This is a genomic window from Aquirufa sp. HETE-40SA, assembly GCF_054558635.1.
The window spans coordinates 258,970-271,826 of sequence record NZ_JBPXKN010000001.1 but is presented as its reverse complement, the minus strand read 5'-3'; the positions used below and the strand labels follow the sequence as shown (position 1 = coordinate 271,826).

9 protein-coding genes are annotated in these 12,857 nt (G+C 39.3%); 1 reads left to right on the top strand and 8 read right to left on the bottom strand.

What is annotated here, in order from left to right; translation table 11 throughout:
• Nucleotides 1-123 precede the first annotated feature (123 nt).
• Entirely contained in the window at nt 124-1,188 is a 1,065-nt protein-coding gene (locus ACRZ9O_RS01215) for a M42 family metallopeptidase (protein WP_459455581.1), read from the top strand.
• A gap of 167 nt (nt 1,189-1,355) precedes the next feature.
• On the opposite strand, the gene ACRZ9O_RS01210 is transcribed toward ACRZ9O_RS01215, so the two are convergent.
• The 8 genes from ACRZ9O_RS01210 to ACRZ9O_RS01175 all read right to left on the bottom strand — a co-directional run bounded on the left by ACRZ9O_RS01210 (nt 1,356) and on the right by ACRZ9O_RS01175 (nt 12,857).
• Nucleotides 1,356-3,452 carry a S9 family peptidase gene (locus tag ACRZ9O_RS01210; protein ID WP_459455579.1) on the bottom strand — a complete coding sequence of 699 codons (2,097 nt, stop codon included), beginning with the start codon at nt 3,450-3,452 and terminating at the stop codon, nt 1,356-1,358.
• Between the two features lie 72 nt (nt 3,453-3,524).
• The gene (leuB, locus tag ACRZ9O_RS01205; RefSeq protein ID WP_459455577.1) at nt 3,525-4,598 is read right to left on the bottom strand and encodes a 3-isopropylmalate dehydrogenase; all 1,074 of its coding nucleotides are present in this window, start codon (nt 4,596-4,598) and stop codon (nt 3,525-3,527) included.
• Between the two features lie 11 nt (nt 4,599-4,609).
• The gene (locus ACRZ9O_RS01200; protein WP_459455575.1) at nt 4,610-6,103 is read right to left on the bottom strand and encodes an alpha-isopropylmalate synthase regulatory domain-containing protein; all 1,494 of its coding nucleotides are present in this window, start codon (nt 6,101-6,103) and stop codon (nt 4,610-4,612) included.
• A 25-nt stretch (nt 6,104-6,128) separates the two neighbouring features.
• Nucleotides 6,129-6,719 carry a 3-isopropylmalate dehydratase small subunit gene (gene leuD, locus ACRZ9O_RS01195; protein WP_459455573.1) on the bottom strand — a complete coding sequence of 197 codons (591 nt, stop codon included), beginning with the start codon at nt 6,717-6,719 and terminating at the stop codon, nt 6,129-6,131.
• Between the two features lie 21 nt (nt 6,720-6,740).
• Nucleotides 6,741-8,144 carry a 3-isopropylmalate dehydratase large subunit gene (gene leuC, locus ACRZ9O_RS01190; protein WP_459455571.1) on the bottom strand — a complete coding sequence of 468 codons (1,404 nt, stop codon included), beginning with the start codon at nt 8,142-8,144 and terminating at the stop codon, nt 6,741-6,743.
• A gap of 242 nt (nt 8,145-8,386) precedes the next feature.
• Entirely contained in the window at nt 8,387-9,439 is a 1,053-nt protein-coding gene (rhaT, locus tag ACRZ9O_RS01185; RefSeq protein ID WP_459455569.1) for an L-rhamnose/proton symporter RhaT, read from the bottom strand.
• A 6-nt stretch (nt 9,440-9,445) separates the two neighbouring features.
• Nucleotides 9,446-12,091, bottom strand: a complete 2,646-nt coding sequence (locus ACRZ9O_RS01180) for an alpha-L-rhamnosidase (RefSeq protein WP_459455567.1) — start codon at nt 12,089-12,091, stop codon at nt 9,446-9,448.
• A 250-nt stretch (nt 12,092-12,341) separates the two neighbouring features.
• Nucleotides 12,342-12,857 (bottom strand): T9SS type A sorting domain-containing protein, encoded by a 516-nt coding sequence (locus ACRZ9O_RS01175; RefSeq protein ID WP_459455565.1) that lies wholly within the window; start codon nt 12,855-12,857, stop codon nt 12,342-12,344.

Here is a 12,857-nt window from a genome sequence, read left to right as displayed (position 1 = left end):
AATTTCTTAGACCTCTTATTCAATCAAAAATACAATCTTTCTCTCTTTTTACCTCGATTTTTGGCATTAAAAATGCAATAAAAACGTAAATTTGAGACCTATTCATATTAAATCAAAGCTCCTATGAACGCAAACGAATTTTTGTACTCCTATTTAAATAACGCCTCACCCACTGGATTTGAGGCAAGTGGACAAAAAATTTGGTTAGATTATATTCAACCTTTTATCGACGAAAAGATAATTGATACCTATGGAACTGCGGTAGGAGTCATAAATCCTGGTCAACCCTACAAAGTAGTCATAGAAGCGCATGCCGATGAAATTTCCTGGTTTGTAAATTATATCGACGATAATGGCTATTTATTCTTGCGTCGTAATGGAGGTTCAGATGCGCTCATTGCACCATCTATGCGTGCAAATATTCACACAAAAGATAAAGTAGTAAAAGGTATTTTTGGATGGCCAGCAATTCATGTGCGTGATATTGCCAAAGACAAAGCCCCAGCTATCGCAGACATCTTCATCGATTGTGGCGCTTCCAATAAAAAGGAAGTGGAAGAAATGGGGATCCACGTAGGTACAGTCGTTACTTTCGAAGATGGATTAATGGAGTTGAATGGAAAATACTTAGTAGGTCGTGCCTTAGATAACCGTATCGGGGGTTACATGATCGCTGAAGTAGCTAGAAGATTGAAAGAAAATAACATTACGCTTCCTTATACTTTATATATAGTTAACTCAGTGCAAGAGGAAATCGGCTTACGCGGGGCGGAAATGATTGTGCGTCGCTTGAAGCCTGATTTGGCATTTATTACCGACGTTACACACGATACTCAGTCACCTATGTACAATAAAAAAACGCAGGGCGACATGGCCTGCGGAAAAGGACCTGTTATTTGCTATGGTCCTGCCGTTCAAAATAATGTACGTGATTTCATCATCGATGTGGCTACAGAAAACAAAATTGATTTCCAAAGACAAGCGGTATCTCGATCTACCGGAACGGACACGGATTCTTTTGCCTATGCCACTGAGGGCGTTGCTTCGGCGCTAATCAGCTTACCGTTAAAGTATATGCACACCACCGTAGAAACAATCGCTAAAGACGATATGAATGCGGTGATCGACCTTATATACCAATGCTTATTGAAGGTGAAGGGTGGGGAGGATTGGCGGTATTTTAATTAGTCGGCAGTGGACAGTCGGCAGTGGACAGTCGGCAGTGGACAGTCGGCAGTGGACAGAAGTTAGTAAATTATAGAGTAAAGAGTAAAGATGGTTATAATTTCTCTACTCTTTTTTAATGCTACTCGTTACAGCCTACTACCCACTGTCAACTGCCCACTGACAACTTTCTACTGTATTTTCAAATACCTCGCAAAGAACTCATACGTCCTCAACATCTGATCGATGCGCTGGCGGTTGTTACCTGAACGCGTTAATTCATGTGTTCCTCCAGGATGGCGTACATATTCGACGTCACGGCCTAACACTTTTAAGCTTTTGTACAACATTTCACTTTGAATAACTCCAGTTCGCAAGTCATTCTCGCCATGGAATATTAAAAGCGGAGTTTTGATATTTTGCACATATGTATAAGGTGATTCACGCTCTAAAATTGCTTTTGTTGCTTTTTCCCATGGATATCCACCAAAATAATTGGGCACTAATCGCCAGGCATTTCCTTCACCCATAAAGGTTGAAAGCTCATAAACACCTCTTTGCGAACAGGCTACTTTAAATCGATTTGTATGACCTACCATCCAAGTGACCAAGTATCCAGCATAAGAACCACCTGTCACAGCTAACTGCGTCGTATCTACCCAACCTTCAGCAATAGTCAGATCTAATGCTTTCATCACATCCGACATAGGACCAGCACCCCAATCTTTTACATTAGCTGCCAAGAATTCGGAACCATAACCACCTGAGCCGCGAGGATTCGCATATACGACACCCATTCCTTTGGCAGCGTAATACTGAAACTCATGCCACATACTTGCTTCTCCTGTTCCCCACATGGCAGAAGGACCACCGTGAATCTCTAATACAAGTGGATATTTCTTTCCAGCTTCAAAATCAGTTGGCTTCATTACCCAATAATCTACTTTTAAGCCTTTGGAATTAGTAAAGGTATGTTTAGTAGGACGAACAATACTCTTGGAAGCTAACCAACCTGAATTTAGAGATGTGTAGGTTCTTACAGAATCAACCATTTGCAGGTAGATTTCAGATGGATTTTCAATGCTTGTTTTGGCATAGATGAACCCCGAACTTGTAACATCAAATCCTAAAATTCCTGTATTATTATCTGTTATTTGCTTTACCTGTTTAGTGGCTATGTCAAATGAATAAAGGGGAGCTCCCCCCTGATTTTGAGCCGTAAAATACAGCTTAGTCTCATCAGTTGACCACTTGACCTGAGTAATTGTCCGATCTAGAGGCACCTTAATTATTGTTCCCGGATTTGAAACGGACATAATTTGCAAAGTTCCGTTTTGAACACCTGTTGACTTGGTCTCTTGAAAGGCTAACCATTTTTCTGAAGGAGATAAAGTAAGATTAGACATACGGTGACCTGTTTTTTGGTAAATCACTTTAGAACCTAATCCAATATACGAATCCAATACCTTATCAGGATGTGACAACGAGTCCGCCGGAATAACTACATACATACCTTCAGATGCCATTTCCACATCTGACCAACGTGTGAAAGGGTTATTCAATAAAACAGTTTTACCAGATAAACTAGTTTTAAAATAGGCAGGCAACGAAATCTCAGAGGTAGTGGTACTTTCTTCTTGGAAATTTAGGCGGTTGATTACCTTTGCCTTTTTATCTACTTCATTTTGAGCTAAATAGGCTCGTACTTCATCGATACTTCCGTTAGGATTTGCCTTTACTTTCTTCGAAATACCAGTGAGCATTGGTTTTTCCAAAGTCCAAGATGGCACAAAGCCTTTCTTGTTGTAGACAGAATCCACTAAGAATTCTTTCACTGTAAAGGACGATTGAAAATAAATTTCCTGACCAGATACAGACCAAACTGGATTGGAAACCGAGAAAGGTAAACTTGTAATAGCCTGAGGCTCTCCTCCTGCTAAATCTAATACATACACCTGAGATTTGGCACCCATATCTCTAGAAAAGGCAATTTTACTACCGTCAGGACTCCAAGTGGGAGATGAGATAGAATTCTTACCAGATGTTAATGCTCTCGATTCACCAGTTTGAAGGTTGCCTAGATACAAATGCGTCTGGTATACAAAATCATTCTTCTTTTCAGGATCATCTACAATTGATGTAACTGTATAAATAAACTGATTTCCTTTTGGGGATAGAATAGGTTTTCCAGCTGTTTTGATCTTTACTAGATCTGTAACTTGAATTTTTTCTTTAGGGCTTTGGGCAACTAATGAAAAAGTAAGGAGTATGAATAAAAGGTGTTTCATAGATAAATAGTCTAGTTATAAAAAATGCTCAGCATCCGTGGACACTGAGCATAAAAATACAAGTTATTTCAATTAAATCAATTTCAAGATTTCTTCACCAATCGCGTCAGTTCCTAAAATCATAGATTTATCTGTGCTCGAATCAGCAATATCGCCCGTGCGGAATCCTTTCTTCAAAACCTGATCAACGGCGTTAATAACCACTTCTGACTCCAATTTCATCCCGAAAGAAATATCTAATAAAAGTGCTGCAGATAATACAGAAGCCATCGGATTAGCTAAACCCTTACCCGTGATATCGTGTGCAGAACCATGAATAGGCTCATATACTCCCGTTCCATCACCGATGGAGGCAGAAGCTAACATTCCCATCGAACCGGCAATTTGAGATGCTTCATCTGTTAAGATATCACCAAATAAATTCGCTGTTACCACTACGTCGAAACGCTTCGGATCCTTAATCAATAACATCGCTGTCGCATCCACGAATTGATATTCAACTGTTACATCAGGATATTCCAATGCTAACTTTTGGATCTCTTCCCGCCATAAACGGGATGACTCTAATACGTTCGCCTTATCTACGGAAACTAAATGCTTCTTACGTGTACGTGCTGCTTCAAAAGCTTTGCGACCAATACGCTCCACTTCGTAACGGCTATATTCCGCTACGTCATAAGCCGTATCACCATTATTTTTACGGCCTTTTTCGCCAAAATAAATATCTCCAGTTAATTCACGGAAAAACAAAATATCCGCTCCTTTTAAAATCTCAGGCTTAATACTTGAAGCACTTAATAACTCATCAAATAACTTAATAGGACGAAGATTCGCGTACAAACCCAATTCCTTACGCATTTTTAATAAGCCTTGCTCAGGACGAACTTTTGCAGATGGATCATTATCGTATTTCGGGTGTCCCACCGCTCCAAAAAGAACCGCATCAGATGCTTTCATCTTCTCCAACGTTTCAGCTGGCAACGGATCGCCTGTCGCTTCAATCGCCACGTGGCCAATTAATGCTTCATCATAGGTAAAATCGTGACCAAATTTAGCCGCAATTTTCTCTAACACTTTCTTTCCTACTTCGGTTACTTCTTGACCGATTCCATCACCTGGAACAATTAAAATATGCTTCTTAGCCATTATTATTTTTATTAAATCAAATTCAACATTTTTTTCGTAGCCTTGATGGCTGAAACCGTTTGGTCACAATCTAGACCTCTTGTAATTAATTCTTTTCCCGCATCTGACCAAGTAATTATCGTCTCACAAAGGGCATCAGAATCCCCTCCAGGTGGAATACGCACTGCATAATCCTTCAAAACGGGAAGAATCTTACCGTGCTTTTCAAAAATGATACCAAGAGCCTTCATAAAGGCATCGTATTGACCATCCCCTTGAGCATGCTCTTCAAAAACATCTCCATCTATAGAAATCTTCAATGTAACTGAAGGACGTAAATCTTTCGAGTGAGTTAACACATAGTTTAAGACTTGCACTCGTTCTTCAATCGCATTACTATCTAATACGTCGGATATAATGTAAGGCAAGTCATTTTGGGTTACTACTTCTTTTCGATCACCTAATTCAATGATTCGCTGGGTAACAAGCTTCAAATCTTGATCAGAAAGCTGAATACCTAGGGCAGCTAAATTATTCTCAATATTGGCTTTCCCTGAAGTTTTACCCAAAGCGTATTTACGCTCACGACCAAAACGTTCCGGCATTAAATCATTGTGGTATAGATTATTCTTTTTATCGCCATCCGCGTGGATACCAGCCGTTTGGGTAAATACATTTTCTCCTACTACCGGCTTGTTCACAGGTATACGAAAGCCAGAAAATGTCTCAACTAATTTACTTACTCGGTACAAGGATTTCTCGCAAACAGAGGTCTTCACATCTGTTTGGTAATCATTCAAAACTGCAATCACACTAGCAAGAGGAGCATTACCCGCACGCTCACCCATCCCATTCACCGTTAAATGCAAACCATGAACACCGCAACGCACCGCCTCTAGGGCATTTGCCGTACCTAAATCGTAATCATTATGCGCATGGAAATCAAAATGCATCTGAGGGTAACGAGCAATTAATTGCTTGATGAAATCTGAAACTTCATAAGGAGTTAATATACCTAAAGTATCTGGCAATAAAACCCGATCCACAGGTTGAGTAACGAGAAAATCCAAGTATTGGAAGACATAATTTGCACTATTGCGCATCCCATTACTCCAATCTTCCAAGTATACGTTAACAGATAAACCATTCGACTTAGCTAAAGAAATGGTCTCTTCAATTTCCTTGAAATGTTGCTCTGGAGTCTTTTTTAATTGATGCTTCAGATGATTCAATGAGCCTTTTGTTAATAAATTCATCACCTTAGCCCCCGCATCTAGCATCCATTGAACAGAGGTTCCTCCATCAACAAATGTTAACACCTCCACCTTATCTAAGAATCCATTAGCTGCCGCCCAAGTAGTAATTTTCTTTACCGCTTGAAATTCGCCCTCAGAAACACGCGCTGACGCAATCTCAATCCGATCAACCTTTAGTTCAGTCAAAAGCAATTGAGCAATAGTTAACTTTTCTGATGCTGAAAACGATACTCCGCTGGTTTGTTCCCCATCGCGAAGGGTCGTGTCCATTATTTCTATATGACGTTTCAAATGACTAGCGGTTTACTGCGAAAGTACTGATCTCTGCCTTCATCGCCTGTAAATAATCGATGTCATCGAAACCATTCAATAAATTATTCTTCTTGTAGCCATTGATCGCAAATTTTTCAGAAGCCCCTGTTGCAACAATCGTAATGGTTTGATCAGGTAAACTAACCTCTAATTCAGCCTTCGGATCAGCTTCGATCGCTGTAAAAATTTGATGTAAAAATTCCGGACTAACTTGAACAGGTAAAACACCCACGTTAATCGCATTTCCACGGAATATATCAGCGAAGAAAGAAGATACCACACAACGGAAGCCATAATCATAAATCGCCCAAGCTGCGTGTTCGCGAGAAGAACCAGAACCAAAGTTCTTCCCTCCTACTAAAATCTTACCTGAATAAGTCGGGTTATTTAAAACGAAATCTGCCTTAGGGGCATCGTTTTTATCATAACGCCAATCTCTAAATAAATTATCGCCAAATCCAGTACGCTCTGTTGCCTTAAGGAAACGAGCAGGAATGATTTGGTCAGTATCTACATTCTCGATTGGAAGAGGTACCGCTGAACTCTTTAACACATTAAAACTATCGTAAGCCATCTTGCTTTTATTTATTCGATCTTATAAAAATTCTCTAGGGTCTGTTACTACACCCGTGATTGCAGCCGCCGCAGCGACTAATGGACTCGCTAATAACGTACGAGAACCCGGTCCTTGACGACCTTCAAAGTTACGATTAGAAGTACTCACCGCATATTTACCTGCTGGAATCTTGTCATCGTTCATCGCTAAACAAGCAGAACAACCGGGTTGACGCAAAGCAAAACCTGCTTCTGTCAAAATATCATAGATACCTTCTTCTCTAATCTGTGCTTCCACAATATGTGACCCAGGAACAACCCAAGCCGTCACATGTTCTGCTTTTTTACGCCCTTTAACAATAGAGGCAAAAGCACGGAAGTCTTCGATACGACCATTCGTACAAGAACCAATGAATACATAATCCACTTTCTTTCCGATCATTGAATCATTTTGTGCAAAGCCCATATATTCTAATGATTTCTCATAGGTAGTTACACCACCCTCTACGTCATCCGCATTCGGAATTTGCTTAGAGATACCCATTCCCATACCTGGATTCGTACCATAAGTGATCATCGGCTCGATATCAGAGGCATGGAAAGTAATTTCTTCATCAAATGAAGCGTCGGTATCTGTTTTCAATGTTTTCCAATAAGCCAATTGTTTATCCCAATCAGCTCCTTTAGGGGCTAATTCGCGACCTTCGATATAGTCAAACGTTGTTTGGTCTGGAGCAATCATTCCACCACGAGCTCCCATCTCAATACTCAAATTACAAACCGTCATGCGGCCTTCCATAGACATTTTTTCGAACACATCTCCTGCATATTCTACGAAATAACCCGTAGCACCTGAAGTAGTTAATTTAGAGATAATGTACAAAGCAACATCCTTTGGCGTAACTCCTTTTCCTAAGGCACCATTTACGTTAATACGCATTTTCTTAGGCTTAGGCTGCATAATACACTGAGAGGATAGCACCATCTCTACTTCAGAAGTACCAATACCAAAGGCAATGGCTCCAAAAGCGCCGTGAGTAGAGGTATGAGAATCACCACAAACGATGGTCATTCCAGGTAAAGTAATACCATTTTCAGGTCCTACTACGTGAACGATGCCGTTTTTAGGATTGCCTAAACCCCAGTGAGAAATACCATATTTCGCCGTATTCTTTTCCAATTGCAACAATTGATTCGCTGAAAGTGGATCTTCTACAGGCAAATGCTGGTTAATTGTAGGTGTATTATGATCCGCCGTAGCAAAAGTACGCTCTGGGAATAATACACCAATACCACGTGTTTCTAAACCTAAAAAGGCTACAGGAGATGTCACTTCGTGAATAAAATGACGGTCAATGAAAAATACATCTGGACCATCAGCAATTTTACGAACGACATGTGAGTCCCAGACTTTATCAAATAAGGTTGTTGGGGAATTGCTCATTATATAAATTATGTTAAAAGGCGCTCAAATTATAATTAAGCTACAAAAATCGCGTTTTTTTTGCAAAAATGCAAAGCAAATCTGCTGTGAAATAAGGATTTTGCCAAATAAAACTAAAGTTAAAGCGAGGTGCGATGAATAAAAACAAATGGCTATAACCTTTGGGTCTATTCAATCGAAAGAATCAAATTAGACAATTTCTGACAGCAATAGAAGGCATTTAGATTAGCGTATATTTAATATCAATCAATGGAATTACCAATACCTACAATAATGACAGATACAAGAATCACTACAATGCCACCAATAACAGTACGCATGGTTTTAGAAGACACGCCTTTCCATTCCTTGAAATATAGGCCCCAAAAATTAGACGTGATGATGATAGTGGCCATGTGCAAAATCCATGAACTCGCTCCGTTACCTAATTTACTCTCACCCATACCGTAAAAGAAAAATTGCAAGAACCAGGTCGTTCCAGCTACTGCTGCGAACAAATAGTTCATTTTTAAAGGCGCAGAAGCATTTAAATAATCGCCAAATGACTTATTTGAAAAGTTTAAATACATACAATAGACAAAGTTTGTCAAGAAACCACCCCATAAAACCACGATAAAAATGACGTTGTTTTGGAATAATGGATCACAACCCTTAGCAACCGCGACATCAGCCATATCTTTTCCCGCCTCAATACCAAAATTAAAACAAGCGGAACATAGACCTGAAATGGTGGCAACGATCAAACCTTTCGTTAAATTAAACTCCTTTATCGTCTCCTGTTTCTGTTCTTGTGATAGCTCCCCTTCCTTCATCATACCTGCTTTACCACAAAGAAATATCCCGAAAACACAAACTAAGATTCCCAATAAAACCACTTGTCCACCTGTGCTTCCCACAATATGAGAAATGGTATCACCATCTGCTCCCGCTAATTCTCTATAGATCGGCGGCACTAAAGCACCAAAAATACTACACAGACTTAAGGCAATGGACATCCCTAATGACATGCCTAAATAGCGCATCGCAAGACCAAAGGTCAATCCTCCAATTCCCCATAAAACCCCAAATACAAAAGTCCAGAAAAACGTATCAGAATCAATCATCTGAATGATATTCATGAAATCGGGAATTGTCAACCAAGCGGCTAAAAAGGGTACAATTAACCAGGAAAACACCCCTCCAACTATCCAAGCACTTTCCCATGACCACACTTGAATCTTACGATAAGGGATATAAAAACTACCCGAGGCGAATCCACCCAGTGAATGAAAGAAAAGACCTAAAATTGAACCCATTATAGATTAATTAACTGTAAATGAATAAGAACCACTGCCTATGCGAATACGATCACCTGTCAGTTCAACACCCTCTTGGTTTCTTTTATTAGACCCAAAAGTCGGCAAAATAACGGTGGCTGTTGCGTTAACTGGCACTTCTACTTTAAGTGTAAAACCAGCTGAATTTACTGTCCAATCCGTGGAAACTTTTCCATAAGGGGTTTCTAGCGAAGTTTTGGCATAAGTTAATTTGCCTCCTAATTCTGGCTTAATTACAATTTGTTTATAACCCGCTCCATCAAACTCCTCCGTATCAAGTCCTCCGATCGTACGATACATCCAGTCCCCTATCGCCCCATAAGCATAGTGATTAAAGGAAGTCATACCTGGATCTTGAAACGTACTATCCGGCTTCATCGAATCCCAGCGCTCCCAAATAGTCGTAGCGCCGTGTGCCTTTACTGGGTAGAGCCAAGAGGGATACGTATCCTGTAACAATAAGGAATAGGCTACATCATTTCTGCCAAAACGACTTAAGACTGGATTCAAGAAAGGTGTCCCTAAGAAACCGGTCGTAAGATGATAATTATAACTTTTTATGTTATTAACTAAGCGCTCTAACGATGCAGCTCTTAAATTTCCCGGAATCATATCAAACTGCAAAGCTAAAATATAAGCCGTCTGTGTATCTGAAATCAAACGGCCATTCGCTGTCATGAACTCCTTTTGGAACTGTAATTTGATTCGATCCTGAAGTTTTTCAAACTCTTTATAATCTTCCATTTTACCTAAAATTCGAGCGGTCTTCACCATTAATTCTGTATTGTAGGCAAAAAAACATTGAGCTACTAAGTAATTATCCGTTACGGCAGATTTTTGGCCAATCATCCCTTTTGAGTCATCTACCCGATAGGACAACCAATCGGCAAACTGAAAACCCGTATTCCATAAATCATTCTTGGCTGCGCCGCGAACATAATTTAGATAGGCTTTCATACTTTCATATTGATTCTCTAAAATCTGCTTATCGCCATAAGTCGTATAAATATTGTAAGGAATAATAATGCTTGCATCAGACCATCCGGCCGCTCCAATTTGTGCCTCAGGGTTAACATTAGGCTTATTTAAGATATCAGGAATCACAAAAGGTACTGCGCCATTAGGGAATTGATCCGCTTTGACATCTTTTAACCATTTGGCAAAAAATTGATTGACATTAAAATTAAAGGAAGCCGTCCGAGAAAAAACCTCCGCATCACCTGTCCAACCTAATCGCTCGTCACGTTGAGGGCAATCTGTAGGCACATCTAAAAAGTTTCCTTTTTGACCCCATCGAATATTGGATTGTAATTGATTCAATAAAGGATTACTTGTTTCAAATGAACCCGAGGAAGCCATATCAGAATGTAGTGCAATCGCCTGGTAATCCTCAGGATTTACCTCTATTCCTTCTACTTGCACATAACGGAATCCAAAGAAAGTAAAGTGTGGCTCTAACACTTGCTGCTTTCCATTTAATTCATAAGTAGCTAGAGCTTTAGCAGAACGCAGGTTTTCAAAATAAGGCTCCGCATTTTTATCTAACATTTCCACGTGGCGAAGTACCACCTTTTGGCCCGATTTACCTTTTACATTCAGTTTAATCCAGCCCACAATATTTTGACCAAAATCTAAAATTTTATACCCTTTAGGACTAGTGATAACACGTTTCACGCCTAAAATATCTTGCTTTTTAATGGGCTCATTCATTTGAGCGACTAACACATCGTAATTGCCAGCTACTTCAATGGCATTACTGATAGAATTAGTTTGAATTCGCGTATCAATATGTTCCCCATCATAGATCTCAGACGATAAAATAGACGAATACCCTACCTGCCATTGCTTATCAGATATCATCGTTTCTTTAGAACCATCTTGATAAATAATTTCAATTTGCCAAAGCAAAGCCGTCTGAGAACCATAATAATTCTGATTATTTAGCCAGCCTAATCGAGAACGAAACCAACCACTACCCACTTGTACTTTTATATCATTCTGACCTTGTTTTACCTGCTTTGTCAAATCATATACCTGAAACTGCAAATGCTTATTATAACTCGTCCAACCTGGATTTAAATAGGAATCTCCTACCCGAGATCCATTGATTTGAGCTTCATAAGCTCCTTTTGCCGTCACAAAAGCTCTAACTGAACTAACTGGCTTCTTAAGTAAGAATTGACTCGAAAAAAATGGTACACGACCATTCACTGTATCTGCAGCCAATCCTGAACTAATCCATTTCGCCTTCCAATCTTCTTTATTTAATAGAGCTGTCGTAAATGAAGATGTGGATTCTTTGCTTGCTTTCCCCTCCGAGTTCCAAACCTGCAATTTGACCTGGTATTTTACATTAGACTGCAGTTTATCTCCTGCATAAGGAATAAATAAAGAGGCGGAAGAAGCCACCTTTCCTGTATTCCATACTTGCTTCTTCCCTTGAAAAACACGTAATAAATAAGCAGTCTGAGATTCGTTGCGCTTCTCAGAGCTCATTTTCCAAGAGAATCGAGGATTAGTTACTCCAATTCCAAGCGGATTTTGTTGATTTTCAACAGAAATTGATTGAATGGAGACTTGAGAAAATAAACCAAAAGGCAACAACATACCTAATAGAGCCAATAATTTCATTTTGATAAGGTTTAGAGCTAAAATCACACTAAACTAGCATTATAATTTGAAATTGTATGTATAAACAACTTTGGTTTTAGCTTGAACAGCATACGATTGCCTGCTTCAAAAAGCAATTTCCCACTCACTAAAATTAGTTGATTCTTTAAGCTTACATTCTTCACATATTGCAAAGAAGAAACAGAAAAGAATCACGAATCACTAACGAGGAGGAAAAACGCAAAAAGATTAGGTAAAATTTAGGCTTTAATTATTCTTTTACAATCGTAGCTGAAAAAGGTTTTCCTGATGAAATTACATGTAAAACATATTTACCTACTCTAATACCAGAAAAGTCAGTAAATACAATTTCTTTTATAGGCGCTTCATAGGTATGTTGGTAGATAACCGACCCTAATTGATCATAAATGGCGACAAAAGTTGGCTTTGTACTCGGCATAGAGAATCCAATGGTTAATTTATCCACAAAAGGATTCGGAAAAACTGTATAGGTAATAGGATTTTCTTCCTGAACATTTAACTTAATCCCTGAGTCAGCAATACTTCTTTCTAATAGAGAAGGCTGTTTAAAACCTTGGCGAACAATAACCCCACCTTTAGTAGAAGTTCCCGTAACGGCGCTCTGTTGACCAATGATTTGGGAATAATATTTTCCATCTACCATGGTAGTAGAACCACCTGAACCGATAGAGGAACTTATCACTTTTTGAGAAAAGGCAAAAGATGAAAAGCCTAGAACAAAACATAAACTCAAAAAACTCTTCAT

Excerpts from the sequence above, each read along its gene's own strand:
- ACRZ9O_RS01180 (WP_459455567.1), bottom strand. The coding sequence starts at position 12,091 with ATGAAATTATTGGCTCTATTAGGTATGTTGTTGCCTTTTGGTTTATTT.
- ACRZ9O_RS01215 (WP_459455581.1), top strand. The coding sequence starts at position 124 with ATGAACGCAAACGAATTTTTGTACTCCTATTTAAATAACGCCTCACCC.
- rhaT (WP_459455569.1), bottom strand. The coding sequence starts at position 9,439 with ATGGGTTCAATTTTAGGTCTTTTCTTTCATTCACTGGGTGGATTCGCC.
- leuC (WP_459455571.1), bottom strand. The coding sequence starts at position 8,144 with ATGAGCAATTCCCCAACAACCTTATTTGATAAAGTCTGGGACTCACAT.
- ACRZ9O_RS01175 (WP_459455565.1), bottom strand. The coding sequence starts at position 12,857 with ATGAAGAGTTTTTTGAGTTTATGTTTTGTTCTAGGCTTTTCATCTTTT.
- ACRZ9O_RS01210 (WP_459455579.1), bottom strand. The coding sequence starts at position 3,452 with ATGAAACACCTTTTATTCATACTCCTTACTTTTTCATTAGTTGCCCAA.
- leuD (WP_459455573.1), bottom strand. The coding sequence starts at position 6,719 with ATGGCTTACGATAGTTTTAATGTGTTAAAGAGTTCAGCGGTACCTCTT.
- leuB (WP_459455577.1), bottom strand. The coding sequence starts at position 4,598 with ATGGCTAAGAAGCATATTTTAATTGTTCCAGGTGATGGAATCGGTCAA.
- ACRZ9O_RS01200 (WP_459455575.1), bottom strand. The coding sequence starts at position 6,103 with ATGGACACGACCCTTCGCGATGGGGAACAAACCAGCGGAGTATCGTTT.